Below are 26675 nucleotides of genomic sequence, written 5' to 3'. Positions count from 1 at the left end.
GCTTCGCCGAACGACCTCAGATCAGGGCGGTGGCCTCCGCGAGGGAGAGGCCACCGCCCTCGGCGTACGCCGACGCATAGGCCGCGTCGTCGCCGAGGGCGGCACGGACCCGGGCCTCGGTCCGCTCGCGGATGGCGCGCTCCGAGCCGCTGGAGACGTGGCCGGGCGGCAGCAGCGCCTCGGCGGCGCCCAGACAGCGGACCGCGTCCAGCACCCGGGTGCCGCCGTCGACGCCGGGCAGGGCGATCGCCGCGATGGTCAGGCAGTAGGAGACCATGTGCGGGGTGATGGCCTGGGTCAGCGGGTCGGAGGAGTACCGGATCGACTGCCGCAGCCTGGCCAGGGACTCCTCGTACAGGCCTTCGACCGCGTCCACCCAGGCCTCCTGGGTGAGGATGAGGGCGTCGAAGACGACGAAGTGCGCGATCGCGAACTGCTCGCGCAGCAGCCGGAGCTGCTCGCGGGCCTCGGTGACGCGGTCGGTCAGCACCAGCCGGATGGTGAGGAAGAGCCGGGCCGCGGGCATCGCCTCGTTGTGGGTGCCCTCGTTCCGGGCGATGACCTCGCGCAGCAGCCGTTCGCCTTCTTCGGCCTCCGCGGTCTCGACCAGCGCGCTGCCGAGGCGGGCGTTGAGCATGGCGACATGGGCGTGCGCACCGAGCTGTTCGGCGCGCTCGACGGCGGCCTCGTAGTCCGCGGCGGCCGCCTCGTACTCACCCTTGCGCTCCCGGGACTCGGCGCGCGCCGAGAGGGCGTCGGCGATGCCCCAGACGTCCCCGAGGCGCCGGTAGATCTCCAGGGACTCGTCGGCGTCCCGGGTGGCGTCGTGGGCCCAGCTGGCGCGGTTGGCGAGCAGGTTGGCGCGCATCTGGAGGGTGTTGGCCAGCTCCCACTCGAAACCGGGCGTCTCCCGGCAGGTGCGGACGCCGGCGTCGAGGATGACGCGCAGCCGGTCCATGCCGCCGGTCAGCATCACGGCGAAGAACCAGAACATGCCGGGCACCCGGCAGGTCTGCGGCTGACCCGGTTCGTAGACCTGGGTGACGGCACGCAGCTTGGCCTGCGCCTCGGGCGTCTGCCAGGAGTCCAACTCGGTGTCCATGCAGGCCAGATGGGCCAGATGGATGCCGCGCCGGGCCTCGGCGAGGACTTCCCCGGAGTACGGCGGCGGGGTGTCGGTGCAGCGCCGCCAGACCGGTTCGGCGGGACGGACGGGCTCGGCGAACGGGTCGGGGCCGAGCGCCATGATCTCACCGCACCAGGTGCGGGCCTCGATGCGCTGGTCGCGCATCTGCCAGTACCAGATCAGCGCGTGGGCGACGCACAGCGCCTCCTGCTCGTCCTTGGCCGCGATGGCGTGCCGCAGGGCGGTGCGCAGGTTCTCGTACTCCAGCTGGAACCGGTCGAGGGCGGCACGCTGGCCGGAGCCGCGCAGCAACGGGTCGGTGGCACGGGCGAGTTCGCGGTAGTACGTGAGGTGGGCGCGCTCGGCCACGGCCCGCCCGCCGCTCTCGTCGAGGCGTTCGCCGGCGTACTCGGCGACGGTCTCCAGGAGTCGGTAGCGCATCCCTTCCTCGGCCCCCTGGTCGCGACAAGGCGCCGCCACGACAAGGGACTTGTCGACGAGGGAGCCGAGCGCGTCGAGGGCGGCGGGGCCGCAGACGGCCTCGGCGGCGGCCAGGTCGCAGCCGCCCGCGAAGACCGACAGGCGGCCGAGGACGTCGCGTTCGCCGGCGTCGAGCAGGTCCCAGGACCAGTCGACGACCGCGCGCAGGGTCTGCTGGCGGGGCAGCACGGTGCGGCTGCCGGAGGTGAGGAGGCGGAAGCGGTCGTCCAGCCGGTCGGCTATCTGGCGCGGGGTCAGCATCCGCAGCCGGGCGGCGGCGAGTTCGACGGCGAGGGGCAGTCCGTCCAGGCGGCGGCAGATCTCGGCGCAGGCCGCCGCGGTCTGCTCGTCGGCGTCGACGGTGAAACCGGGCCGGGCCGCCGCGCCCCGGTCGGCGAACAGCCGGAGGGCCACCGGATCGGGCAGCGGCTCCACCGGGCGCAGCAACTCCCCCGGTACGCCGAGGGGTTCGCGGCTGGTGGCGAGGATCGTCAGGTCCGGGCAGCGCTCCAGGAGCCGGGCCGTGAGGTCGGCCGCCGCGTCGACGACGTGCTCGCAGTTGTCCAGGACGATCAGCATCCGGCGCCGCACGCAGTGCTCGACGAGCCGCTCGACCGGGTCGTCGTGCCGGTCGGTGGCGGCCCGCATGCCCTCCGCACCGGCGCCGTACAGCACGGTCTCGCGGGCACCGAGCGCGCTGAGCACCGCCTCCGGTACGCCGGCGGGGTCGTCGAGGGGGGCCAGCTCGGCCAGCCACACCCCGTCCCGGGCGGCGTGGCCGACGGTCTCGGCGGCCTCCTGCGACAGCCGGGTCTTGCCGGCGCCGCCGGGCCCGAGCAGGGTGACCAGGCGGGCGGCCGCCAGGTCGCCGCGGATCGCCCTGATGTCGGCCTCGCGCCCGACGAACGAGGTCAGCCGGGCCCGCAGGTTGCCGGGCCGGACCGGTTCCGCGGGCGCCGGCTCCGCCGCCGGGTCCAGCAACTCGGCATGCAGGGCGCGCAGTTCGGACCCGGGATCGGAGCCGAGGCGGTCGGCGAGCAGATGCCGTACGTCGTCGTAGGCGGCCAGCGCCTCGGCGGTGCGGCCGGTGCTGTGCAGGGCGCGCAGGCGCAGGGTCTGGAGGGGCTCGTCGAGGGGGTGGGCGTCGCACAGGGCGGTGAGCTCGGGCAGCGCCTGCTCGGCCTGGCCGAGGGCGAGCGCGGCGGTGTGCCGGGCGCGCAGGGCGTCCAGGCGGCGGACGTCGACCCGGGCCGCCTCCGCGGTGCGGTCGGGCAGGTCGGCCAGGGCCGGGCCGCGCCACAGGGCGAGGGCGTCGTCGAGGACGGTGGCCGCCTTGGCGGGGTCGGCGTCGGCGAGGGCGCGCAGGCCCTCGCCGGTGAGCCGCTCGAAGCGGTGCAGGTCGATGTCGTCGGGGGCGGCGGCGAGCCGGTAGCCGCCGTCGGCGGACTCGATCGCGCCGGCGCCGAGGGCCCGGCGCAGCCGGCCGACCAGCGCCTGGAGCGCGCCGTTCGCGTCGGCGGGCGGTTCGTCGCCCCAGACCTCGTCGACCAGCAGCCCGGCGGAGACCGGGCGGCCGGGCCGCAGTGCCAGCACGGTCAGCAGGGCACGCAGCCGTGCCCCGCCCACGGGGACGGCCGTGCCGTCGGGGCGGAGTGCCTGGGTGGTGCCGAGGATCGCGTAGCGCACGGGGTCCATTGTCCCTGGGGACGCCCGGACACCGCCTGTGGGTTTCAGATGCGCGTGAACCGCGAGGAGCCGAGGGTGTGGGTCCGGTCGGCCACGGGAACGGTGATCTCCCTGCCGAAGGAGCCGGACCGCGTGCGCCGACGGGTGCCGCCCTCCGGCCGGGTCAGGAGCGTCCAGGTCGCGCAGAGCACGTCGGCATCGGCGCCACGACCGAATCAGCGTCACGACCGACAGGAACCTCCGACCGCCCACAGGACGTTCTTCACCTGTCACCTGTACGGTCGACCCCGCACGCCACCACCGCCGACGCACCCCGGGAGCCCCCCGCCATGACCGCCACCGCCACCCGCCCCAGTGACCGGCGGATCAGTCCCGTGTTCGTCGGGATCCTGGCCGTCACCGCGGTCACCGGGTGGGCCACCTGGTCCGGGTTCGCCGAGCAGCCCGGGGTCGCCGTGTTCCTGTTCGTGACGGCGGCCTGGATCGTCTCCCTCTGCCTGCACGAGTACGCGCACGCCCGCACCGCCCTGCACGGCGGCGACATCACGGTGGGCGCCAAGGGCTACCTGACGCTGAACCCCCTGAAGTACACGCACGCCCTGCTGAGCATCGTGCTCCCGGTGCTGTTCGTGATCATGGGCGGGATCGGTCTGCCGGGCGGCGCGGTCTTCATCGAGCGCAACCGGATCCGGGGCCGCTGGCGGCACAGCCTGATCTCCGCCGCCGGACCGCTGACCAACGTGCTGTTCGCCGCCGTCTGCACCGCACCCTTCTGGCTGGACGCCCTGGACGGCGTCCCGCGCGACTTCCGTTTCGCGCTCGCCTTCCTCGCCCTGCTGCAGGTGACGGCCGCGATCCTGAACTTCCTGCCGGTGCCGGGCCTGGACGGTTACGGCGTGATCGAGCCCTGGCTGTCGTACAGCATCAAGCGCCAGGTGGAGCCGTTCGCCCCGTTCGGCCTGCTGTTCGTGTTCGCGCTGCTGTGGGTGCCGTCGATCAACAGCGCGTTCTTCGACGTGATCGACGCGCTGCTGCGCCACCTGGGCGTCGGGGACCTGGACCAGTACTGCGGCCAGCAGCTGTACCGCTTCTGGCAGGGGTCGAACGAGTTCTGCTCGATCAGCCGGTAGCGGCGCGGATCAGGCCGACAGCGGGAACTCCTCGCCCAGTTCCCGGAACACCGCCGTGTTGAGGGCGAACGCCCGCCTGCACTCGGTCACGATGCGCTGCTTCTCCAGGTCGTCGGCGTCCACCGCGTCCAGCAGTTCGCGGTAGTCGCGCTTGAAGGCGGCCGGGTTGGCGATGCCCTCGAAGACGTAGAAGCGGACGCCGTCGCCCTTGCGCTCGAACCCCCAGGTCCGCTCGGCCCGGTCGCGGATGATCTGGCCGCCGGAGAGGTCGCCGAGGTAGCGGGTGTAGTGGTGGGCCAGATAGCCGCCCGTCCATCCCTCGGCGCACTCCCGCACCCGTGCCGCGTACTCCTCGGTCGCCGGCAGCGCCGTGCACCCCGTCCGCCAGCCGGGCCCGCGCAGGTGCGCCAGGTCCCGCTCCAGCGCCGCCAGCCGGAACAGCTCGGGCCGCACGAACGGCCCGGCCACCGGGTCCGACGCCAGCCGCTCCGCCGCGCTCTCCAGCGCCCGGTACACGAACCACAGTTGCTCGGTGTAGCGGGCGTACGCCGCCACCCCGAGCCGGCCGCCCAGCAGGTCGCTCATGAACGTCGAGGTCTCCGCCTCCACGTGCTGCTCGTGGGACGCGGTGCGGATGAGTGTCGAGAAGGAGTCCATGGGCAACATCCTCTAAGGTAAGGCTTACCTAAGTCAATGCTCTTACCGACGCTTCGTCGGTAAACTTACCGACACTCTGTCGGTAAAAGGGTACCGGAAAAAGGCCCGCCCTCCGAGCGGAGAGCGGGCCCGGCCGACCAGGGGTCAGGGGGCAGGGGTCAGGGGTCAGGGGTCAGGGAAGCGTGAGGACGTCCGCGCCGGTGTCCGTCACCACCAGCGTGTGCTCGAACTGCGCGGTCCGCCTGCGGTCCTTGGTGACGACGGTCCAGCCGTCGTCCCACATGTCGTACTCGTACGTCCCGAGCGTCAGCATCGGCTCGATCGTGAAGGTCATCCCGGGCTGCATCACGGTCGTCGCGTGCGGGCTGTCGTAGTGCGGGATGATCAGCCCCGAGTGGAACGACGAGTTGATCCCGTGCCCGGTGAAGTCCCGCACCACCCCGTACCCGAAGCGCTTCGCGTACGACTCGATGACCCGGCCGATGATGTTGATCTGCCGGCCGGGCCGGACCGCCTTGATCGCCCGGTCGAGGGACTCCCGGGTCCGCTCCACAAGGAGCCGGCTCTCGTCGTCGACCTCCCCGACCAGGTAGGTCGCGTTGTTGTCGCCGTGCACCCCGCCGATGTACGCCGTCACGTCCAGGTTGACGATGTCGCCGTCCCGCAGCACCGTCGAGTCCGGGATGCCGTGGCAGATGACCTCGTTGACGCTGGTGCACAGCGACTTGGGGAAGCCGCGGTAGCCGAGGGTGGACGGGTAGGCCCCGTGGTCGCACATGTACGCGTGCGCCACCCTGTCGAGCTCGTCCGTCGTGACACCCGGCGCGATGATCTTCGCGGCCTCCTCCATCGCCCGTGCGGCGATACGGCCCGCGAGGCGCATCGCCTCGACGGTCTCGGGGGTCTGCACCTCCGGCCCGGTGTAGGGGGTCGGCGCGGGTTTACCGACGTACTCGGGCCGGCGGATGTTTCCGGGTACCGAACGGGTGGGAGAGAGCTCCCCTGGTACGAGCAGCGACTGGCCAGACATGCCAGCGAGTCTAACCAGCGGGCATGCGGGAACATGTGGATGGCGAAAGGAGCCGGTCATGGCCCTGTTCAAGAAGCGGACCGTCGCGAAGGCGGGCGAGTGGTACTACTGCCTGCAGCACCAGAAGGTCGAGGAGGGGCCAGAGTGCCCCGCCAAGGACCGGTTCGGCCCCTACACCACCCGTGCGGAGGCCGAACACGCGATGGAGATCGCCCGGGAACGCAACCTCCAGTGGGAGAACGACCCGAAGTGGCACGACGCGCCGGCGGACGGCTCCCCGGACGAGGGCTGATCAGAGCCGGGTGGGGGTGCCGGCCGCGCTCGCGGCCCGGGCGCGCTGCGCGCGCAGCCGTACGGCGTGTTCGTCGGTCCGCGCGTCGTACGCCATCAGGGCGGGCAGGCACAGCGCCAGCAGGCCGACCGCACCCGTGCACAGCAGGCCGCCCGCGCCGACGGACGCCCGGACACCGAGCCATCCGGCCATGCCGCCGGACCGGACCTGGCCGAGGGTCGGGCCCACGGAGTACGACAGCAGTTCGATCCCGGCGAGGCGGCCGCGCAGCTCGTCGGGGATCGTCTGGTTCCACATCGCGCCCCGGAAGATCCCGCTGACCATGTCACAGCCGCCGGCGACGACGAGGAAGAGCAGCACCAGCCACACGTTCGCCACCGCACCCGCGGCGGCGATCGCGAGGCCCCACAGCGCGGCGGACAGCACCACCATCCGCCCGTGCCGGCGCACCCGCGAGGTCCAGCCGCTGACGAGGCTCACCAGGAGGGCTCCGGCCGGGACGGCGGCGTACATCAGCCCCAGCGACCAGGCCGCGTGCAACTCGTCCGCCAGGAAAGGCAGTACGGCGAGCGGCATCGCCAGGAACATCGCGGCGAGGTCGACGGCGTAGGTGCCGAGGAGCTCCTTGCGGCTCCAGGCGTAGCGGGCGCCCTCGGCGATGGAGCGGAGGGAGGGTTTCGCGGCCTCGTGGACGGCGGGGGACGCGGCGATGGGCAGGATCAGGACGACGGAGACGACGAACGTGGCGAGGTCGGCGCCGTAGGCCCAGCCGAGGCCCGCGTACGCCACGACCAGGCCGGCGACGGCGGGGCCGGCGACGCCGCCGACCGTCCAGCGGAAGGAGTTCAGCGCCGCCGCGGCGGGCAGGTCGTCGTGGGCGACGATCCTCGGCAGGAGCGAGTCGAGGGCCGGGCGCTGGACCGAGACGAGGGCGGCGGACAGGGCCGCGACGGCGTACAGCGGCCATACCGCCGGGTGCGGCAGCAGCGCGTTGACCAGCAGTCCCGCGCTGAGCAGTCCCTGGCCTGCCTCGGTCCGGACGATCAGCGCGCGCTTGTCGAGGGCGTCGGCGAGGGCGCCGCCGTACAGCCCGAACAGGACGAGCGGAAGCAGTTCGACGGCACCGACGGCTCCCACGGCGGCGGCGGACCCGGTGAGGTCCTTGATCTGCACGGGGAGCGCGACGAACGTCAGGAAGCTCCCGAAGTTGCTGATCAGACCGGAGACCCACAGCCGCCGGAAGTCGGCGGAGGCCTTCCAGGGCGTGAGGTCGGGGAGGAGGCGGTTCACGCTGGGCCATGCTGAACGCTGCGCTCGGCGGCGGCAAACGCTTTTCGCCCGGGTGCGGCCCGTGGGGGCTGGTCGCGCAGTTCCCCGCGCCCCTTCAGGACGCGTTGCCGTAGGGCCCCTTCAGGAGCGCGGGGAACTGCGCGAGCAACCGCTACGCGCCCGCGGTCGGCATCCGTGGTGCTGCCGAAGGCAGTCACCAGGGGGTCGGCGGCGGGGCCGTCACCGTTTCCGCCAGGCGGGCCAGGCGGTCTCTGAAGCGGCGGCCGCCGCGGGGGGACGGGCCGTTCTCGCCCGTCGCCGCGCTCACCAGGTGCTGGACCGTGTCCAGGTCCAGCTCCGCGCCCTCGGCGACCGTGAGCGTCTCGTGGGCCATCGTGGTCAGCGCGTCGTCGGCGGTGGTGGAGAGGGTCAGGATCGTCACGCCGGCGCGGCGGGCCGTGTGGACGCGCTCCAGGAGGGCTTGCGAGTCCCCCGGCGCCACCACCAGCAGCGTCTCGCCCCGGCGGGCCGTCTCGATGCGGCCGGGGCCGACCGCGAGGTGCGCCGGGTCGGTGGGGCGGGCGTCGTGTCGTACCAGGGTCGGTGCCAGCTCCGGCGTACCGGACCACGCCGCCTCGTCCATCAGGTGCGCGGCGAGATGCCACGGTTCGTACTCCGGGGTACCGAGCAGGAGCAGTCCGCCGCCGTGCGTGACCACCGAGCCCCGCAGCGCACCCGCAAATCTCCGCGTCGCCCCCAACCACTCGGTCCCGGCGAGCACTTCGCGCAACAATGCGACCCGTACAGCGTCCATGTCATCGCATACTGCCGTAATAGGTCACTCGTGACGCGGAGTTCACCCGGAATTCGTCCGAACCGGGGAGAACGCGACCCATGAGCGACGTAGAAGCAAGCATTCCCTTTCGCGGGGGCGAAGAGGGCTACGCCAGTTTCCGGATCCCGGCCGTGGTGGTGTCCCGGACGGGCACCGTGCTCGCCTTCTGCGAGGGGAGAGTGAACTCCGCCGCGGACCACGGGCACATCGCTGTCGTACTGAAGCGGTCGGGGGACGGCGGGCGCACCTGGGGGCCGTTGCAGGTCGCCGCGAGCAACGGCGCCGATCTCGCCGGGAACCCCGCCCCCGTCGTCCTGGACACCGGTCGCGTCCTGCTCGTGCACGTCCGCAGCGCCGCCTCCGCCACCGAGGACGCCATCCTGCGCGGGCAGGTGCCGGACGCCGACGGGCGCCGGGTGTGGGTGCAGCACAGTGACGACGACGGGGTGACGTGGTCCGCGCCGCGGGAGATCACCGAGTCGGTGAAGAAGGCCGGGTGGCGGTGGTACGCCACCACCCCCGGGCACGCCGTCCAGCTGCGCTCGGGGAGGGTCGTGGTGGCCGCCAACCACACCCTGCCGCCCACCGGGACGGACACCGGCACCGAGGCCAGGTACAACAGCGGGCACTGTCTGCTCAGCGACGACCGCGGGGAGACCTGGTACCTCGGCTACCTCGACGAGAACACCGACGGGTACATCAACGTCAACGAGACCACGGCGGCCGAACTGCCCGACGGACGCGTCTACTTCAACACGCGCAACGACTCCCCTGCGCCCGGCAACCGGGCGGACGCGCACTCGGAGGACGGCGGCAGGACCCTCGTCAGGCCCTTCCGGCCGCAGGCCGGGCTCACCGCCCCCGTCTGCGAGGCCAGTGTGCTCCAACTCCGCGATCCGGATGTGCTGCTGTACTCCGGGCCGGGCGATCCGGCGAGCCGTGCCCTGATGACGATCCGGGTCTCCACCGACGGCGGTACCACCTGGCGGGCCGCGTACACGGTCGACGGACTGCCCGCCGCCTACTCCGACCTGACCCGGATCGACGCGGCCACCGTCGGGCTCCTGTACGAGACCGGGGACTTCAGCGCGTACTCGACGATCACCTTCCGGCGGGTGCCCGTGAACCGGCTCACCTGACCGGGTGCGGCCGTCGGCCCGGACGTAGAGTCGGCCCATGACCTCTACCGACAGTGCACAGCAGCCGGCGGCCGGGAAGGCCACCGCCAAGGATCCCTGGGACCTGCCCGACGTCTCCGGTCTGGTCGTGGGGGTGCTCGGCGGCACCGGCCCGCAGGGCAAGGGCCTCGCCTACCGGCTGGCCCGGGCCGGCCAGAAGGTGATCATCGGCTCCCGGGCCGCCGAGCGCGCGCAGGCCGCCGCCGACGAGCTCGGGCACGGTGTGGAGGGCGCCGACAACGCCGAGTGCGCGCGCCGCAGCGATCTCGTGATCGTCGCCGTGCCGTGGGACGGGCACGGCAAGACGCTGGAGTCACTGCGCGAGGAACTGGCCGGCAAGCTGGTCGTGGACTGCGTCAACCCGCTCGGCTTCGACAAGCAGGGCGCCTACGCGCTCAAGCCGGAGGAGGGCAGCGCGGCGCAGCAGGCCGCGGCACTGCTGCCGCACTCGCGGGTCACGGCCGCCTTCCACCACCTCTCCGCCGTGCTCCTCCAGGACCCGGAGACCGAGGAGATCGACACGGATGTGATGGTGCTCGGCGAGGTGCGGGCGGACGTGGAGATCGTGCAGGCGCTGGCCGGGCGGATCCCCGGGATGCGCGGTGTCTTCGCGGGGCGGCTGCGCAACGCCCACCAGGTGGAGTCCCTGGTCGCGAACCTGATCTCGGTCAACCGCCGCTACAAGGCACACGCCGGGCTCCGCGTCACGGACGTCTGAGCGGATGGGGGACACTGGTGGGCGGCCACCAGTGTCCTCACGTCTTCGGAAAGACGTCTTCGGAAAGCGAACGACTCCTATGCCCCGCCTCGCCTTGTACGCCCTGGTCGTCTGCGTTCTCGCCGTCGTCGCCGCCGTCGTCTCCTTCGTCCAGGGCAGCTGGGCGATCGGCGTCGTCTGGGTGCTGCTGACGGGGCTGTCGTCGAACATGACCTGGTACTACGTCCGGCGCGGGCGCGCCGAGAAGGCGGCGCGGGCCGCGGGCTCAGTAACCGGCTGACCTCGGCTGTTTCTCCGGGCCCTCCAGGAAGACCCGTCCGCCGATCTCCACCCAGCCGTACGGCTGCGGTGCGGTCAGGATCTGCGAGCCCCTGCCCTGGGTGATGTTCAGGGCCCGGCCCAGCCGGTCGGTGAGCAGCAGGGCGGCCGCACCGGTCGCCTCGTCCTCGTCGATGCCGTCGTCACGGCCGGGGAAGGCGCGGGCCCGGACCCGGCCGGCCGACTCGTCCTCCCACGCCCAGGCGTAGATCCACTCCCCCGGCGGCGGCACCGGCAGCGCGTCCACCTCGGCGGCGTCGGCGTACTGGCGCAGGGTGCGCGGCGGGACCCACTCCGGGAGCGCCTCGATCCAGCTGAACTCCCCGTCCAGCCGGGCGCCGACCACACCGGCCGGCGTGACCAGCTCGGGCACGTCCAGCAGCCAGGCGGTGCCGACACAGGGGTGCCCGGCGAACGGCAGCCGCAGGGTGGGGGTGTAGATGTCGACGGCCCCGCGCTCGGGGTCGTCCACGAACACGGTCTCGCTGAACCCGAGCTTGGCCGCCAGCGCCTGCCGGTCCTCGCGGTCGGGCAGCACGGAGCCGTCCCGGACGACCCCGAGCTCGTTGCCGTATCCGCCGTTCGCCGCGCAGAAGACACGCAGCACGTCGTAATCAGTCACTCCGGCATTGAAGCATCCGCCGCAGGCGGGGCGGCACGCCGTGACGCCGTCACGTCTCGGTACGGCGCCTGCGCATCGCGTACACGACACCGGCGCCCGTGGCGGCGGTGACCGCGGCCGCCGCGCCGAGGGCGGTCGCCGGGACGGCCGAGCCGGTGGAGGCGAGGGCGCCGCCGGTGCCTCCGGTGCCTCCGGTCGTGGAGGCGGTGGTGCCGCCGCTCGCCGAGCCGCCGGTGTCCGAGCCGATGGTGGTCGGGGTGCTGGTGGTCGGGGTGCTGGTCGACTCGCCGTCACCGGAGGGGAGTTGGGCGTCGTCCGTCAGGGCGACGGAGAGGTCGAGCGGGTCGAGTTCGGTGCCCGCCGGGTAGTAGCCGCCGAACGCCTTCGCACCGGCCTCGGTGAGGGTGGCGGTGACGTCGTCCAGGGTGATGACGTCGTCCGTGGGGGTCAGGTCGGCGGACGCGGCCTTCAGGTCGGCCAGCTCGACGTCCTCGGTGGTGGTGCCGAGGCTGGTCACGTCGGCGGTGAGCTCGCCCTTGCCGGCGTCGAGCGTCGCGCGGATGTCGCCGAGGGTGAGGTCGAGGCCGTACGTGCCGTTGCTCTCATGGCCCCTGAAGGTGACCGCGCCGTCGAAGGCGGCGGCGAGGCTGCCGGCGTCGGTGTCGTAGTCGCCGGTGGCGTGGGGGAAGGCGAACACGCCGTTGCCGGCGGCCTGGGTCGCGCCGCCCGAGACGGTGATCTTCCCCTGCGCGACGCTGCCGAGGACATAGGTACGGAAGGACTCCTTCACCCCCCAGGTGAGGGTGCCGTCGGCGATGTCGCCCCCGGCCGGGGTCTCCTCGGAGTCGGAGGAGGAGGGGGAGGAGGACGCGGAGGGGGCTGCGGAGGGGGAAGCGGAGGTGCTCGTCGTGGGCGAGGCGGACGGGGACGCGGACGGGGACGCGGACAGGGACGGGCTCTCGCTCTGCGACGCGGAGGACGACGGGGTCGGCGACGGCGACGGGGACTCCGTCGTCGTCTGGGCGACCGTGAGCGGGTCACCGGCCGCGCCCTCGTAGCCCGCGCTGCCGAGGACGTCCGCGGCCTGCTTGGTCAGGGTGGTCGTCATGTCCGTCATCGCGCGGGTGACGGTGACCGTGGCGAGCGGGACGTCGTCCGTGGTGGTGCCGTCCTTCGTCACGTCCGCGGTGATCTCGGCCGCCCCGCTGTCGAACCTGACGTCCGACAGGGTGAGGTCGAAGCCGTGCAGTTGGGAGACGATGCGCAGGCTGCCCCGGAAGGCGAGGTCCACGGTGTGCGCGTCGGAGTCGTAACTGCCGTCGCCCTGGCCGAAGGTGAAGGCTCCGTTGCCCGCGGCCTGGGTCGCGCCGCCCGCCGGGGTGAAGGTACCGGCCGCGTAGGTGGTGACGTACGTGCGGTACGACTGCTTGATGCCCCAGGTCAACTCATAGCCGCTGAGCGGTACTTCGGCAGCCGACGCGCTGGTCGCCGCGGTGAGTGCGCCGGCCCCCAGGGTGACCGCGACGGCGGCGGCGAGGGCGAGCTTTCTGGTGGTGGTGGCGGGCATGTGGCTCCTTGTGGGTGTTCCGGCGATGGGCCGGTGTGGGTCAGTCCTCGTCGGCGGGGGCGGGCTGCCCGGCCGCCGGGCGGGTACGGCGCCTGCGGACGGCGACCGCGAAGAGCGCGGCGGCGGCCGACAGGGCACCCGCGGCGAGGACGACGGGCAGGACGGGGGCTCCGTCGCCGTCGGAGGCGGTGGGGTCGCTCGCCACCGGCCGCGCCGAGGCGGTGGCCGGTGACGGTTCCGGTGTCTCCGTCTCGTCGGCCGCGCTGCCCAGGTCGGGCAGCGCGGGCAGGGTGGCGTCGGCGGTGAGGGCGACGGCCAGGGAGACCGGGTCCATGGCGGTGCCGGCCCGGTACATCCCGGCGAAGGCCCTGGCGCCGCGGGCGGTGAGCTTCGCGGGGGCCTCGGCGACCTCGGCGAGCCCCTTCTTCGCGGTGAGGTCCCCGGCGGTGAAGGTGACCAGCGGGACCTTGTCGCCGGTGAAGGCGTCACTGTCGACGTCGGCGTAGAGGGTGCCCGTGCCGTCCTCCACGGCGACCCTGACCGCGCTCAGTCCCAGATCGAGGCCGTGATCGCCGGTGAATCGGACGGCGCCCGCGAAACTCGCCGTCAACACGCCGTTCCGGTACGTCCCTTCGCCCTTCGGGAACCGGAAGAGGGCGCCGCCGTCCTCGGCGCCGCGGGTCAGCGTCCAACCGCCGCGGGCGATGTCACCGGTGACGTACTCGCGGAAGGTGCGGCGCACCCCCCAGTCGACGGCACCGTCCTCGATGGAGCCGGCCTTCGGGCTGGCCTTCGCGGTGGCATTCGCGGTGGCCTTTCCGGTGGCCGGCTTGCTCGAAGCGGGGGTGGGCGTGCTCGCGGGCTCGACGTCCGCCGCCAGGCTCACCGGGTCCAGGGCGGTGCCGGCCGGGTAGTAGCCGGCGAAGGACTCGGCGCCCCGGGCGGTGAGGGTGGCGGGCACGTTGTTCAGGACGACCGCGGTGCCGGCGCCCTTCATGTCGAGGCCGCCGAGGGCGAGGGAGGCGAAGGGCACCTGCGTGGACGTCGTGACCGTCCCGGTGCCCTTCGCCTTGCCGGTGACGTCCAGGTAGAGCGTGCCGGCCGAGCCGGAGATCCGGACGGTGGGGCGGCTGAGGGTGAGGTCCAGCCGGTAGCCGCCGTCGCTCTCCCGGTGGCCGACGAAGTGCACCCCGCCGGCGAAGGACGCGGTGAACGCGCCGGTGGCGGCGTCGTAGGCGCCGGTCGCGGAAGGGAAGCGGAACTGGCTGCTGCCGACGGTCGCCGCCCCGCCGGTCAGGGAGTAACTCCCCTTCGCGATCGGGCCGGTGACATAGCTCTGGAAGGACGACCTGACGCCCCAGTCGAGCCGGCCGCCCTGCACGGTACGGCTCGTGGCGTGGGCGGTGACCGCCGGCAGCAGGGCCCCCAGCACCACCGCGCACAACACGGTGACCAGGGCACGAAGGCGCGCGGGCATGGGAGGTCCTCCGGGGAACGACGGGCATGACGGGGTACGGCAGGTACGGCAGGTACGGCGAGTGCGACGGGTACGACAGCCGGTAGCGAATTAAGGTAAGGCTAACCTAAGCTTTGCGCCAGGCCGCCCCCAGCGGTCACCGGTGACCCGAGAGAAACGGACGGACGACCGTGCGACGCTTGCGCACCCGACTGGCGGGAGCACTGGTCCCGTTGCTCGCCCTCGCCCTCGCCCTGACGGCGACCGCCTGCGGAGGCTCACCGCAGGCCGCGGCCGCGAAACCGGCGGCCGCCGTCGCCAACCGCGTCGAGCCGCTCACCGGCACCCCGTCGCCGCGGCTCCCGGTCACCGTCGCGTCCGCCGACGGCCGGAAGGTGACGGTTCGCCAGGCCCGGCGGATCGTGCCGCTCTCCGGCAGCCTCAGCGAGATCGTGTTCACGCTCGGGCTCGGTGACCGGGTCGTCGCCCGGGACATCACGGCGACCTTCCGGCAGGCGGCGAAGCTGCCGGTCGTCACCCGCAACCACGACGTCTCCGCGGAGAGCGTGCTCTCCCTCAAGCCGGACCTGGTGCTCGCCGAGACCACCACCGGCCCCGCGGAGGCGATGGACCAGATCCGCGAGGCGGGCGTCCCGGTACTGCTCGTCGGCCCGGCGCGGGGGCTGGACGACGTGGGTCCGCGGATCGCCGCGGTGGCCGGCGCGCTCGGCGTACCGGCGGCGGGGAAACGGCTGACGCGGCGGACGGAGGACCGTATCGCCGTGGTGCGCGCGGCGGTTCCGCACGAGCGGACGAAGCCGCGGGTCGCCTTCCTCTACCTGCGCGGCTCGGCCTCCGTGTACCTGATCGGCGGGCGGGGGTCGGGGGCCACCTCGCTGCTGGCGGCGGCGGGGGCCGTGGACGCCGGGGCCGCGTCCGGGCTGACCAAGGACTTCACCGCGCTCACCACCGAGGCGCTCGTCAAGGCCGCGCCGGACGCGATTCTCGTCATGACGAAGGGACTTGAGTCGGTCGGGGGCATCGACGGTCTGGTGCGGATCCCGGGGGTGGCGCAGACGCCGGCCGGGATGGACCGGCGGGTGGTGTCGGTGGAGGACGGGGTGCTGCTCAACTACGGGCCGCGGACGGACCAGGTGCTGAAGTCGGTGGTGGCGCAGCTGTACGGGGACGGCGCGAAGTGAGCGGGCGCGGACCGGGGCCGAGGGCCGGGTGGCTGCTCACGGTGGGGCTGGTGGCGGCGTTGCTGGTACTGGTGCCGGTGGCGGCGGGGCTCGGCGCGTATCCGATCCCCACCGGGGACGTGCTGGCCTCGGTCCTGCACCGCGCCGGACTGGGCGGAACGGCACTCGGCCGGGTCCCCGAGTCGGTGCTGTGGAACGTCCGCTTCCCGCGGATCGTGCTGGCGCTGCTCGTCGGTGCCTCGCTGGGGTGCGCGGGGGCGTTGATGCAGGGGGTGTTCGGCAACCCGCTCGCCGAGCCGGGGGTGATCGGGGTCTCCTCGGGGGCGGCGGTGGGGGCGGTGGGCGTGATCGCCTTCGGGCTCGACTTCCTCGGCGCCTGGACGGTGTCGGTGTTCGCGTTCGCGGCGGGGCTGGCGACGGCGCTGCTGGTGTACGCGATGTCCCGTTCCGGGGGCCGTACGGAGGTGGTGACCCTGATCCTGACGGGCATCGCGGTGAACGCGTTCGCGGGGGCGCTGATCGGGCTGTTCCTCTTCTTCGCGGACACGGCGGCGGTCAACCAGATCACGTTCTGGCAGCTCGGCAGCCTGTCCCAGGCGACGTGGCCGAAGGTGCTGGCGGTGCTGCCGTGCGCGCTGCTGGGCCTCGCCCTGGCTCCCTGCCACGCCCGCCGTCTCGACCTGCTCTCCCTCGGCGAACGCCCGGCCCGGCACCTGGGCGTGGACGTGGAGCGCCTGCGGCTCACGCTGGTACTGGTCATCGCCCTTCTCACGGCGGCGGCGGTGAGTGTGTCGGGGATCATCGGCTTCGTGGGGCTGGTCGTCCCGCACGTTCTGCGGATGGCGGCGGGCCCCGGGCACCGCTTCCTCGTCCCGGGGAGCGCGTTGCTGGGAGCGGTGGCCCTGCTGACCGCCGACCTCGCCGCCCGCACGGTGGCCGCGCCGGCCGAACTCCCCCTGGGCGTCCTCACGGCCCTCCTCGGCAGCCCGTTCTTCTTCTGGCTGCTGCGCAGGACACGACGCCGACAAGGGGGGTGGGCGTAACGATGCGGATCGCGCCGCGGGCGGATACCGGTCCATCGCCGGGCACACCACCGCCGTGGCCGCACGCGCAGTTCCCCGCGCCCCTGTCAGGGCACTACCGGTCCGTCGTCAGGTGCGGCGCCGCCGTGCCCACTCGCGCAGTTCCCCGCGCCCCTTTCAGGGCACTGCCCGGCGCCGCCGTGGCCGCTCGCGCAGTTCCCCGCGCCCCTTTTGGGGCGCTGTCGCCGCCCCGCTCGCTCTCTTTCCGCCGCAACGGTGCTGCGCCACCGCGGTGTTGTCCGGCGGTGCCGAAATGACCGCAGCCGATCGATCGGAGAACCCCGCTCATGAGACTCCGCCGTCCGAATCCCGGCCCTCCCCCTCCCCCGGCTGTCGGTGCGGTTCTCGCCGAGGGCGAGGGGGTGCATGTCCGGCTCGGCGGGCGGTCCGTTCTCGTCGGTGTCGACATCGTCGCCCGGGGCGGGGAAGTGCTCGCTCTCGTCGGGCCCAACGGGGCCGGGAAGTCGACCCTGTTGGCCGCCCTCGCCGGTGATGTGGCGCCCGGCGGCGGGGTGGTGCGGGTCTTCGGCCGTCCCGCCACGGAGTGGTCCGCGCGTGAACTCGCGCTCCGGCGGGCCGTGCTGCCGCAGTCGGCCGCCCTCTCCTTTCCGTTCACGGTGGCGGACGTGGTGGAGATGGGTCGGGCGCCGTACGGCGGCGCCGACCCCGACGAGGACGAGCTCGCCGTCGCCGAGGCGATGGCGGCGACCGAGGTGACCGCCTTCGCCGAGCGGTCGTTCGGCGCGCTCAGCGGCGGCGAGCGGGCCCGGGTCGCACTCGCCCGGGTGCTCGCACAGCGCGCGCCCGTGCTGCTGCTCGACGAACCGACCGCCGCGCTCGACCTCAGGCACCAGGAACTGGTGCTGCGGCTCTGCCGGCAGCGGGCGCGGGCCGGTGACGCGGTGGTCGTGGTGCTGCACGACCTCGCCCTCGCCGCCGCCTACGCGCACCGCGTCGCCATCCTGCGCGCCGGCCGGGTCGCCGCCGACGGCCCGCCCGCCGAGGTGTTCGAGGAGCGGCTGCTGTCGGAGGTCTACGACCAGCCGGTCGAGGTGTTTCCGCATCCGCGGACGGGAGTTGCCGTCGTCGCCCCGAGACGCAGCCCTTGACCTTTCCTTTGCCTTTCCTTGGCGTTGGTTTTAGGACGTCGATATCAAGCCGTGTCTGTGATCTTTCTGTGTCTGGTGAATCACCACCCGGACGGGTATGAGTCAGGTAAGCCTCAGGTAAGTTAGGCCAGCCTCACCACACCACCTCGCTTGGAGCCTGCATGCGTGCCGTCCGACTCACCGTCACCGCCGCCACCGCCGTGGCCGCCCTGACCGCCCTCTCGGCCTGCACGGCGAAGAGCGACGCCAAGGGCGACGACGCGATCCAGGTCACCGCCGCCGACTCGAAGTGCGAGACGTCCACCAAGTCCGTGCCGGCGGGCCACGTCACGCTCGCCATCGAGAACAAGGGCTCCAAGGCCACCGAGGTCGAGATCCTCTTCCCGGACGACCGGATCGTGTCGGAGAAGGAGAACATCGGCCCGGGGACGAAGTACACGCTGACCGCCGAGGTGAAGGCCGGGTCGTACGAAATAGCCTGCCGGCCCGGGATGAAGGGGCACGGCGTACGGCAGAAGCTGACCGTCACCGGCGGCACGGTCGCCAAGCGCGACCCGAAGCTGGACGCGGCCGTCGCCGCCTACCGCGAGTACGCGCAGGAGCAGGCCGACGCGACGATCCCGAAGGTGGAGACCTTCGTCAAGGCCATCAAGGCCGGGGACATCGACGCCGCCAAGGACGCCTACGCCCCCTCCCGGGTCGGCTGGGAGACCACCGAGCCGATCGCCGAGTCGTTCGGGGACATCGACCCCAAGACCGACACCCGCGTCAACGACCTGGAGAAGGGCCAGAAGTGGACCGGCTGGCACGCGCTGGAGAAGGCGCTGTGGGTGGACAGGAAGGCCGGCGCCGAGCAGCAGGCCCTCGCCGATGAGCTGCTCGCCGACCTGACGGACTGGCAGAAGCGGGTCGGCAAGGCCGAGATCACCCCGACCTCCATGGCCAACGGCGCCAAGGAACTCCTCGACGAGGTCGCCACCGGCAAGGTCACCGGCGAGGAGGACCGCTACTCGCACACCGACCTGAGCGACTTCAAGGCCAACGTGGACGGCGCGCAGAAGGCGTACGAGCTGCTCAAGCCGGTCGCCCAGAAGAACGACGCGGCGCTCGCCGCCGAACTCGACAAGCAGTTCGCCGCGTTGGACACGCTGCTCGACAAGTACCGCACGGACAAGACCTCCGACGGCTTCGTCTCGTACGACACGGTCACCGAGGCACAGCGCAAGGAGCTGTCGGACGCGGTCAACGCCCTTGCGGAGCCGCTGTCCAAGCTCGCCGCGGCCGTGGTCAAGTAAGGGGCGGGACATGGGTGAGAAAGTCAATCCGTCGCGTCGGTCCCTGATCGGGTGGGGCGGGGCCGGGCTCGCGCTCGGGGCCGCCGTCGCCGGGGGCGCGGTGGCGATGGCCGAGGCCGGCGGCGACGCCGACCCGGTCGCCGCCGACACCGGTGGTGCCGTCCCGTTCCACGGCGCCCACCAGGCCGGGATCGCCACGCCCGTCCAGGACCGGCTGCACTTCGCCGCGTTCGACGTGAAGACGGACGACCGGGCCGAGTTCGTGCAGCTGCTCAAGGACTGGACGGCCGCGGCCCGGCGGATGACCGCGGGCAAGGCCGTCGGCGAGGGCGCGTACGGCGGGCTCGCCGAGGCGCCGCCGGACGACACCGGTGAGGCCCTCGGACTCAAGCCGTCTCGGCTGACGCTGACGATCGGCTTCGGGCCGTCCCTCTTCGGGAAGTTCGGGCTCGACGGGCAGCGGCCGGCCGCGCTCGTCGATCTGCCCGGCTTCCCCGGCGACAACCTCGACGCCGCCCGCACCGGCGGTGACCTCTGCGTCCAGGCCTGTGCCGACGATCCGCAGGTCGCCGTGCACGCCATCCGCAACCTCGCCCGGATCGGCTTCGGCAAGGTCGCCATCCGGTGGTCCCAACTCGGCTTCGGGAAGACCTCGTCGACGACCCCGGACGCGCAGACGCCCCGCAATCTCATGGGGTTCAAGGACGGCACCCGCAACATCGCGGGGACCGAGACCGACCGCCTGAAGAAGTTCGTGTGGTCCGCGGACGGTGACGGACCGGCGTGGATGAGCGGGGGGTCGTACCTGGTCGCGCGGCGGATCCGGATGAACATCGAGACCTGGGACCGGACTTCGCTCCAGGAGCAGGAGGACGTCTTCGGCCGGGACAAGGGTGAGGGCGCCCCGGTCGGCAAGGCCAAGGAGCACGACGCGCCGTTCCTGAAGGCCATGAAGCCCGATGCCCATGTGCGGCTCGCGCACCCGGACTCCAACGGCGGGATCACCATCCTGCGCCGGGGCTACTCCTTCACCGACGGGACGGACGGGCTCGGGCGGCTCGACGCCGGACTGTTCTTCCTGGCCTACATGCGTGATGTCCGCAAGGGGTTCATCCCGCTCCAGCGCAGGCTGTCGGCGTCCGACGCGCTCAACGAGTACATCCAGCACGTGGGTTCGGCGGTCTTCGCGGTTCCGCCCGGCGTCCGGGACACGGACGACTGGTGGGGCCGGGCCCTGTTCTCCGGGTCCGCCAAGTCCTCCGAGTCCGCCGAGTCCGCCGAGGGGGCGTGATCCGTGTTCTCCAACTACCTGATCGGACTGCGGGAAGGCCTTGAGGCGTCCCTCGTCGTCTGCATCCTCATCGCCTACCTGGTCAAGACCGGGCGCACGGACGCCCTGAAGCCGATCTGGATCGGCATCGCGGTGGCGGTCCTCATCGCCATGGGCTTCGGGTGCGCGCTCGAATTCGGCTCCCAGGAGCTGACGTTCCAGGCACAGGAGGCGCTCGGCGGGTCGCTGTCGATCGTGGCCGTGGGCCTGGTGACCTGGATGGTGTTCTGGATGCGGCGCACCGCCCGGCACCTGAAGGCCGAGCTGCACGGCAAGCTGGACGCGGCCCTGGCGATGGGCACGGGTGCGCTGGTCGCCACCGCCTTTCTCGCCGTCGGCCGGGAGGGCCTGGAGACCGCCCTGTTCGTGTGGGCCTCCGTGCACGCGGCGAGCGACGGCACCCCGCGCCCGCTGGTCGGCGTCGCCCTGGGCCTGGCCACCGCGGTGTTCCTCGGCTGGCTGTTCTACCGGGGCGCCCTGCGGATCAACCTCGCCAAGTTCTTCACCTGGACCGGCGGCATGCTGGTCGTGGTCGCCGCGGGCGTGCTGGCCTACGGTTTCCACGACCTCCAGGAGGCCGACTGGATCCCGGGGCTGACGAACCAGGCCTTCGACATCAGCGACACCGTTCCGCCGGACAGCTGGTACGGGACGCTGCTGAAGGGCGTCTTCAACTTCCAGCCGGACCCGACCGTGTTCCAGGTCACGGTGTGGCTGCTGTACCTGGTCCCGACGCTCGCACTCTTCTTCGCCCCGGTAGGGTTCGGCTCCGGGAAGGGGAAGGTGAAGGCACCTGATGGCACGGCACCTGATGACGCACCTGACGACCAGGGATCGCGGCCCTCGAAGGCTCCGCAGACGTGACCGGAACGCGCTCCTGGCGGTCTCGCTGACCGCCCTGTCGATGACGGCGAGCGGATGCGTGGTGGTGCACGGGGAGCGCGAGGTGCTCCCCGCCACCACCCGCGCCTCGGCCGCCAAGGCACTCCGGCAGTTCACGGACGCCTACAACAAGGCCGACAAGGCCTACGACAGTTCCCTGGACGCGGACTACACGACCGGTGCCCTCGCCGACATCGACTCCGCGCGGCTGAAGGCCGGGCACGTCAACAGTCCGAGCGGCAACTCCGGCCATTCCTCGCTGGAGTTCGACGACGTCACGTACACCATCCCGAAGAAGGCCGGCTGGCCGCGCTGGTTCGTCGCGGACGCGCACGGCAACAAGGGCGGCGACGACCGCTGGCTGCTGGTCTTCACCCGCAACAGCCTCTCCGCGCCGTTCCAGGTGGCGTATCTGACGCTGGTCGCGCCGGACGACGTACCGAAGTTCAGCACCGACAAGGACGGCTGGGCCGAGGCCGTACCGGCGAACAGCACCCGGTTCGCGGCCGCCCCGGGCGACCTGAGCCGGGACTACGTCAGGTACCTGAAGAGCGGCGGCACCCTCTTCGCGGACGGCGCGCACACCAGCGGCTGGCGCACGGACCGCAAGAAGTCCACCAAGCCGGGTCTGGCCACCCAGTACATCGACGAGCCGCTGACCGACGGCGACTACGCGCCGCTCGCGCTGCGGACCTCCGACGGCGGGGCGATGGTCTTCTTCACCACCCGCTACTACGCCAAGCAGACGGCGGCCGCGGGCGCCTCCGTGCCGACGCCGAACCAGGACGTCAAGGCGCTCACCAAGGGCGAGGTCAAGCAGTCGCTGACGATGCAGTTCGTCTCCAACCAGGTCGCACTGGACCCGGCAGGCACCGGCAAGGTCTCGGTGCTGGGCCGCATCCAGGGCCTGACCTCGGCCCAGGGTTCCTGAACAGCGCCCCCTGAACGGCGCCCCGTCAGGGGCGCGGGGAACTGCGCGCCCAGCCCCACGCTTCCGCAGACGACCGACAACCCAACCCTGTGCTTCCCGCAGAGCACCTACCAGCCGACGCCCACCTGGTCGGCCTCCTCGCCCGCGTACCGGGCGCACGCGTCCGTGAGGATCTCCAGCAGGCTCAGCGGGTCGGGGAGCGGGTGCTCGGGGCCGCGGACCCAGTGCACCCGCCGGTCGCCGTCGCCGGGCAGCCGGGCGGGCGGTACCAGGACGTAGGAGCCCCGGCAGTGCCAGCGCAGCCCCGGGTGCTCGTCCATGGTCTCCGGGTGGCAGTCCAGTTCGCAGGGCCACCACTCGTCCTCGTCCTCGGGGGTGCCCCGGGTGAGGGTGAAGAAGAGCAGGCGGCCGTCGTCGCTCTCGGCGACCGGACCGACCTCGACGCCGCCCGCGAGCAGCCGCTCCAGCGCCTGCCGGCCGGCCTCCAGGGGCACGTCCAGGACGTCGTGGGTCATGCCGGTCGCGGTGATGAAGTTGGCCTGCGGCTGGTGCCGGGCCCAGCGCTCGATCTGGGCGCGGTCGGTGGTGGACTGCGTCTGCCACGCGAACGACACCGGGTGCCGGGCCGGGGTGGGACAGCCGACGCGGTCGCAGGAGCAGCCGTAGCCGGGCGCGGGATGCGCGGCGGGGGCCAGCGGGAGGCCCGCCCCGGCGGCGGCGAGCAGCAGGGCCGCGCGGCCCGGGTCGTCGGCGGCGGCCGCGTCCTTCGGACGGCGCCCGCGGAGCCACCGGGAGAGTTTGCCCTGCCGGCCGCTCGGGCCGCCGAACGTCGCGCTCATCTATCGCCTCGCCTTGCTGTGGTCCGGCCAGGATGCCTTATGGGGCCAAGTGGGTGCGAAGGAGGGTACGAGGGGTGAGACCCTCTCGCAGAGGCGAGAGGGTCTCACTACCCTCACTGACCCCACGGGCCCCACAGGCCCCACAGGCCCCACAGGCCCCACAGGCCCCACGCGTCCTACGGCCAGGTGTCTCCCCAGTCCGCGTCCCGGGCCGCCTTGTACAGGTCGCCGTGGCGTTTGGTGACCGTGGTGCGGCGCAGCTGTTCGTCGGTCTCGCACAGGTCGAGCAGGACCTGGCCCTTGCGGATCTGGGGGCGCCGGACCACCCGGGCCGGTGCCGGGACGGGCGGGAAGCGGGTGGCGGCCACGTAGCTGAACTTCTCGTCCTCGTAGGGCAGTGACCCGCCCTTGACCTGGCGGTGCAGGGAGGAGCGGCTGACCCGGGCGGAGAAGTGGCACCAGTCCGTGCCGGGGACGATCGGGCAGGCGGCGCTGTGCGGGCAGGGGGCGGCGACATGGAAGCCGGCCGCGACCAGGCGGTCCCGGGCCTCGATGATCCGGGCGTAGCCTGCGGGGGTGCCGGCCTCGACGATGACGACGGCCTGCGCGGCGGCCGCGGCGGCGTCGACGAGGGCGGTACGGGCGGCGGCGTCGAGCTCGTTGAGGACGTACGACACCGTGACGAGATCAGTGCTCTCGATGGTGAGCGCCGCTCCGATCCGAGAGCGCTGCCATGAGGCGTCCCGCAGCACCGGGTTCGCCGCGGCGATCTCCCGGCCGAGGGCCAGCGCCGGCTCGGCCCAGTCGAGGACCGTCACCGGCCGCGTGCCCTCCCAGGTGTCGGTCACCGCCCAGGTCGCGGCGCCCGTCCCGCCGCCGACGTCCACATGGCTCCCCGGCGCCCATCCCTCAGGCACCGCGTCCGCGAACGCCGCCAGCGCGGACCGTACCGCCTCGAAGGTCGCCGGCATCCGGTACGCCGCGTACGCCACCACGTCCGCCCGGTCCCGCAGGATCGGCGCGTCGGTCGGGGTGGCCCCGCGGTAGTTGGCGATCAGCCGCTCCACCGCTCCGGCGGCCTGCTTCGGGGGCAGCCCGTCGAGGAGGTCGGAGAGGGCGGCGCGGAGCCGGTCGGCCGGGGAGACGGAGTGGGCGGGGCGGGTGGGGTGACTCACCCGGTGATTGTATGGACAGCGCGGGCGAGGCGGGTCGCGGCCGCTGCCCGCGGGGCGCTGTCGCCAGGGCGGCGGCGCGGATGCACCGTGTTGGCCAGCAGCACCAGGAACGTGTCCGTGGCCCGGTCCAGGACCAGGCTCGTCCCGGTGAACCCGGTGTGGCCCGCCGCGCCGTGTCCTGCCAGCTCGCCCATGAACCACCGCTGGTCCACCAGGAAACCCAGACCGGGCGGGGCCAGCAGCAGGTCCACGAAGTCGGGGCCGAGGATGCGCGCGGTGCCGTACGCGCCGCCCGCGAGCAGCGCGCGGCAGAAGACCGCCAGGTCCCGGCCCGTGGAGAACAGCCCCGCGTGCCCGGCCACGCCGCCCAGCGCCCAGGCGTTCTCGTCGTGCACGACGCCCCGCAGCATCCCCCGGTCCGCCTTGGCCCACGGCCGCCGCTGGTCCTCGGTGGCCGCCGCGCCGGGACAGGGGCCGAAGTCGGTGGCGTCCATGCCGAGCGGACGGGTGATGCCGTCACGGACCAGGACGTCGAGGGGGCGGCCGGTGATCCGTTCCAGGACGTGCTGGAGGAGGAGCATGTTGAGGTCCGAGTAGCGGTAGGCGCCGGGGGCGCTGCTCGGGACCTCCGCACGGAGCAGGTCGAGGCGGGCCGTGTCGTCGGGGCATTCGTACAGCGGGAGTTCGGGGCGCAGTCCGGAGGTGTGGGTGAGGAGCTGGCGGACGGTGATGCCGTGGGCGACGGTCCCGTGGAAGTCGGGGAGGTAGGCGCCGACCCGGGCGTCGATGCCGAGGGTGCCGCGCTCCAGCTGCTGCACGGCGGCCACCGCGGTGAACAGCTTGGTGAGAGAGGCCAGGTCACAGGGGGTGCCGACGGTCATCGGGACCCGGGCGGCGGGCGGCAGTCCGGTGCCGGCGTCGGTCGCGGGGTCGTAGGCGGAGTAGCGCACGGCCCAGCCGGACGCCTCCTGCACCGCGATCACGGGTCCGCGTCCGGCGACCACCACGGCCCCGGCCGCCCAGGGCGGCTCACCGGTGGTGAGGCCGTGCACCTCGCGGACGAGGTGACTGAGTTCCGCGGGGTCGAGACCGGCCCGTTCCGGTGTCTCGACGCGCAGTCTCGGTACGCTCAGCTCTCTGCTCCCTCCGGCCTCGCACGGGTGTTCCCACGTGCTGCCCAGGGACGGCACATTCCCACGAAGCAGGCCAGCGCCACCAGTGTCCCCGACAGTTGGACGATCGCCATGGGCACGGCGGTTCTCTCCCCGGCGATCCCGACCAGCGGCGAGGCGACCGCGCCGACGAGGAACGAGGAGGTCCCGAGCAGCGCGGACGCGGATCCGGCGGCGCGCCGGGTGCGCAGCAGCGCGAGGGACTGGGCGTTGGGGAGGGTGAGGCCCATCGCGGACATCAGCACGAAGAGGGCGGCGGCGACCGGGGCGAGCCCGACCGGTCCGAGGGCGCCGGTCGCCATCAGCAGCAGCGCGGTCGCGGCGAGCACGGTCACCACCAGGCCCGCGCCCAGCACCTTGTCCAGGCCGACCCGGCCGACCAGCACCTTTCCGTTGACCTGTCCGGCGATCACCAGCCCGACCGAGTTGAGGCCGAAGAGGAGGGAGAAGGTCTGCGGGGAGGCGCCGTAGATCTCCTGGATCACGAAGGGCGAGGCGCTGATGTACGCGAACAGCGCGGCGAAGGCGAACCCGCCCGCGAGCATGTAGCCGGTGAAGGGCAGGTCGGCGAGGAGGGCGCGCATGGCGCGGACGGCCCCGGCCGCTCCCCCGGCGTGCCGGCCGGCCGGCGGCAGGGTCTCCGGGAGGCGCGTCCAGACCAGCGCGGCGAGCAGCGCCCCGACGACCGTGAGGACGGCGAAGACGCCCCGCCAGTCCGTCACCCGCAGGATCTGTCCGCCGATCAGCGGGGCGATGACCGGGGCGGCCCCGGAGACCAGCATCAGGGTGGAGAAGAACCGGGCCATGGCGTCCCCGTCGTACAGGTCGCGTACGACGGCTCGCGCGATGACGATGCCGGCCGCGCCCGCGAGCCCCTGGACCAGCCGGAAGGCGACCAGGGTCCAGACGTCCGGCGCGACGGCGCACAGGGCGGTGGCGACGACGTAGCCGGCGAGACCGGCGAGCAGCGGGCGGCGGCGGCCCCAGCGGTCGCTCATCGGGCCGACGACCAGCTGGCCGAGGGCCATCCCGGCCAGGCAGGCGGTGAGGGTGAGCTGGACGGTCGCGGCGGGGGCGCCCAGGGTGCGGGTGACCTCCGGCAGGGAGGGGAGGTACATGTCCATCGCCAGCGGGGGCGTCGCGGTGAGCCCGCCGAGGGCCAGGACCAGCAGGAAGCCGGTACGGCGGGCGGCAGGGCCGTGCGGCGCGGCCGCGGCGGTGCCCTGGGCGGCCGGTGTCGACGGCGCCGACGGCGCCGACTGGTCGGGCATGTGTCCCCCGTCTTCGTACTTCG

25 protein-coding genes are annotated in these 26675 nt (G+C 73.0%); 12 read left to right on the top strand and 13 right to left on the bottom strand.

The features are described from left to right. Window positions 1-16: 16 nt before the first annotated feature. Entirely contained in the window at window positions 17-3301 is a 3285-nt protein-coding gene (locus tag IEZ11_RS00880; protein WP_189260557.1) for an AfsR/SARP family transcriptional regulator, read from the bottom strand. Window positions 3302-3336: 35 nt separating this feature from the next. Then, window positions 3337-3483 carry a hypothetical protein gene (locus IEZ11_RS00875; protein WP_189260556.1) on the bottom strand — a complete coding sequence of 49 codons (147 nt, stop codon included), beginning with the start codon at window positions 3481-3483 and terminating at the stop codon, window positions 3337-3339. 138 nt (window positions 3484-3621) lie between these two features. Between IEZ11_RS00875 and IEZ11_RS00870 the strand changes: the two genes are divergently transcribed. Further along, window positions 3622-4422: a site-2 protease family protein gene (locus tag IEZ11_RS00870; protein ID WP_189260555.1), complete on the top strand. Its 801-nt coding sequence runs from the start codon at window positions 3622-3624 to the stop codon at window positions 4420-4422. Between the two features lie 9 nt (window positions 4423-4431). On the opposite strand, the gene IEZ11_RS00865 is transcribed toward IEZ11_RS00870, so the two are convergent. Both IEZ11_RS00865 and map read right to left on the bottom strand, forming a co-directional pair. Beyond that, window positions 4432-5079 carry a biliverdin-producing heme oxygenase gene (locus tag IEZ11_RS00865; RefSeq protein ID WP_189260554.1) on the bottom strand — a complete coding sequence of 216 codons (648 nt, stop codon included), beginning with the start codon at window positions 5077-5079 and terminating at the stop codon, window positions 4432-4434. Window positions 5080-5251: 172 nt separating this feature from the next. Continuing rightward, entirely contained in the window at window positions 5252-6109 is an 858-nt protein-coding gene (map, locus tag IEZ11_RS00860) for a type I methionyl aminopeptidase (protein WP_189260553.1), read from the bottom strand. Window positions 6110-6167: 58 nt separating this feature from the next. Here map and IEZ11_RS00855 point away from each other — a divergent pair, with 58 nt between their 5' ends. Then, complete coding sequence (locus IEZ11_RS00855) at window positions 6168-6401, top strand: hypothetical protein (protein ID WP_189260552.1); 234 nt, start codon at window positions 6168-6170, stop codon at window positions 6399-6401. Here IEZ11_RS00855 and IEZ11_RS00850 read toward each other — a convergent pair whose 3' ends face one another. Then, the gene (locus IEZ11_RS00850) at window positions 6402-7691 is read right to left on the bottom strand and encodes an MFS transporter (RefSeq protein ID WP_189260551.1); all 1290 of its coding nucleotides are present in this window, start codon (window positions 7689-7691) and stop codon (window positions 6402-6404) included. Between the two features lie 193 nt (window positions 7692-7884). After that, window positions 7885-8484, bottom strand: a complete 600-nt coding sequence (locus IEZ11_RS00845; protein ID WP_189260550.1) for a hypothetical protein — start codon at window positions 8482-8484, stop codon at window positions 7885-7887. An 80-nt stretch (window positions 8485-8564) separates the two neighbouring features. On the opposite strand from IEZ11_RS00845, the gene IEZ11_RS00840 reads away from it, so the two are divergent. The 3 genes from IEZ11_RS00840 to IEZ11_RS00830 are packed head-to-tail and all read left to right on the top strand — an operon-like array spanning window position 8565 to window position 10681. Next, on the top strand, window positions 8565-9644 hold the full coding sequence (locus IEZ11_RS00840; RefSeq protein ID WP_189260549.1) for a sialidase family protein: 1080 nt from the start codon (window positions 8565-8567) through the stop codon (window positions 9642-9644). Window positions 9645-9681: 37 nt separating this feature from the next. Then, entirely contained in the window at window positions 9682-10401 is a 720-nt protein-coding gene (npdG, locus tag IEZ11_RS00835; RefSeq protein ID WP_189260548.1) for an NADPH-dependent F420 reductase, read from the top strand. Between the two features lie 4 nt (window positions 10402-10405). Then, complete coding sequence (locus IEZ11_RS00830) at window positions 10406-10681, top strand: hypothetical protein (protein ID WP_373294796.1); 276 nt, start codon at window positions 10406-10408, stop codon at window positions 10679-10681. On the opposite strand, the gene IEZ11_RS00825 is transcribed toward IEZ11_RS00830, so the two are convergent. Genes IEZ11_RS00825 through IEZ11_RS00815 form a run of 3 tightly spaced genes read right to left on the bottom strand, consistent with a single transcriptional unit; the run spans window position 10667 to window position 14385 of the window. Further along, window positions 10667-11341 (bottom strand): PhzF family phenazine biosynthesis protein, encoded by a 675-nt coding sequence (locus IEZ11_RS00825; protein WP_189260546.1) that lies wholly within the window; start codon window positions 11339-11341, stop codon window positions 10667-10669. The genes IEZ11_RS00830 and IEZ11_RS00825 overlap by 15 nt on opposite strands. 49 nt (window positions 11342-11390) lie before the next feature. After that, complete coding sequence (locus IEZ11_RS00820; protein WP_189260545.1) at window positions 11391-12908, bottom strand: HtaA domain-containing protein; 1518 nt, start codon at window positions 12906-12908, stop codon at window positions 11391-11393. Window positions 12909-12948: 40 nt separating this feature from the next. Further along, a complete protein-coding gene (locus tag IEZ11_RS00815; RefSeq protein ID WP_189260544.1) occupies window positions 12949-14385 on the bottom strand; it encodes an HtaA domain-containing protein in 1437 nt (478 codons plus the stop codon). A 170-nt stretch (window positions 14386-14555) separates the two neighbouring features. On the opposite strand from IEZ11_RS00815, the gene IEZ11_RS00810 reads away from it, so the two are divergent. The 7 genes from IEZ11_RS00810 to IEZ11_RS00780 all read left to right on the top strand — a co-directional run bounded on the left by IEZ11_RS00810 (window position 14556) and on the right by IEZ11_RS00780 (window position 22195). Further along, entirely contained in the window at window positions 14556-15566 is a 1011-nt protein-coding gene (locus IEZ11_RS00810; protein WP_189260543.1) for a heme/hemin ABC transporter substrate-binding protein, read from the top strand. Continuing rightward, window positions 15563-16609, top strand: coding sequence for a FecCD family ABC transporter permease (locus IEZ11_RS00805; RefSeq protein WP_189260542.1), 1047 nt, complete (start codon window positions 15563-15565; stop codon window positions 16607-16609). The genes IEZ11_RS00810 and IEZ11_RS00805 overlap by 4 nt, the downstream gene beginning before the upstream one ends. A gap of 326 nt (window positions 16610-16935) precedes the next feature. Next, window positions 16936-17757: a heme ABC transporter ATP-binding protein gene (locus IEZ11_RS00800; RefSeq protein WP_189260541.1), complete on the top strand. Its 822-nt coding sequence runs from the start codon at window positions 16936-16938 to the stop codon at window positions 17755-17757. A gap of 161 nt (window positions 17758-17918) precedes the next feature. After that, entirely contained in the window at window positions 17919-19052 is a 1134-nt protein-coding gene (gene efeO / locus IEZ11_RS00795; protein WP_189260540.1) for an iron uptake system protein EfeO, read from the top strand. A 10-nt stretch (window positions 19053-19062) separates the two neighbouring features. Further along, a complete protein-coding gene (efeB, locus tag IEZ11_RS00790) occupies window positions 19063-20343 on the top strand; it encodes an iron uptake transporter deferrochelatase/peroxidase subunit (protein ID WP_189260539.1) in 1281 nt (426 codons plus the stop codon). Window positions 20344-20346: 3 nt separating this feature from the next. Next, the gene (gene efeU / locus IEZ11_RS00785; protein ID WP_189260538.1) at window positions 20347-21246 is read left to right on the top strand and encodes an iron uptake transporter permease EfeU; all 900 of its coding nucleotides are present in this window, start codon (window positions 20347-20349) and stop codon (window positions 21244-21246) included. After that, complete coding sequence (locus IEZ11_RS00780; protein ID WP_229712759.1) at window positions 21179-22195, top strand: SCO2278 family lipoprotein; 1017 nt, start codon at window positions 21179-21181, stop codon at window positions 22193-22195. Before efeU ends, IEZ11_RS00780 begins: the two co-directional genes overlap by 68 nt. A gap of 107 nt (window positions 22196-22302) precedes the next feature. Here the strand turns inward: IEZ11_RS00780 and IEZ11_RS00775 are convergent, their stop codons facing one another. From IEZ11_RS00775 to IEZ11_RS00760, 4 genes are all read right to left on the bottom strand, one after another. Further along, window positions 22303-23034, bottom strand: coding sequence for a bifunctional DNA primase/polymerase (locus tag IEZ11_RS00775; RefSeq protein WP_189260537.1), 732 nt, complete (start codon window positions 23032-23034; stop codon window positions 22303-22305). A gap of 176 nt (window positions 23035-23210) precedes the next feature. Beyond that, window positions 23211-24209 carry a small ribosomal subunit Rsm22 family protein gene (locus IEZ11_RS00770; RefSeq protein ID WP_189260536.1) on the bottom strand — a complete coding sequence of 333 codons (999 nt, stop codon included), beginning with the start codon at window positions 24207-24209 and terminating at the stop codon, window positions 23211-23213. Further along, window positions 24206-25399, bottom strand: a complete 1194-nt coding sequence (locus tag IEZ11_RS00765) for a serine hydrolase domain-containing protein (RefSeq protein ID WP_189260535.1) — start codon at window positions 25397-25399, stop codon at window positions 24206-24208. The genes IEZ11_RS00770 and IEZ11_RS00765 overlap by 4 nt, the downstream gene beginning before the upstream one ends. Further along, entirely contained in the window at window positions 25339-26652 is a 1314-nt protein-coding gene (locus IEZ11_RS00760) for a multidrug effflux MFS transporter (RefSeq protein WP_189260534.1), read from the bottom strand. Before IEZ11_RS00760 ends, IEZ11_RS00765 begins: the two co-directional genes overlap by 61 nt. Window positions 26653-26675: the final 23 nt, after the last annotated feature.

Origin of the sequence: Streptomyces fuscichromogenes (assembly GCF_014645815.1) — a bacterium.
Taxonomy (GTDB): Bacteria; Actinomycetota; Actinomycetes; order Streptomycetales; family Streptomycetaceae; genus Streptomyces; species Streptomyces fuscichromogenes.
This window is presented reverse-complemented; position numbering and strand designations above follow the sequence as displayed.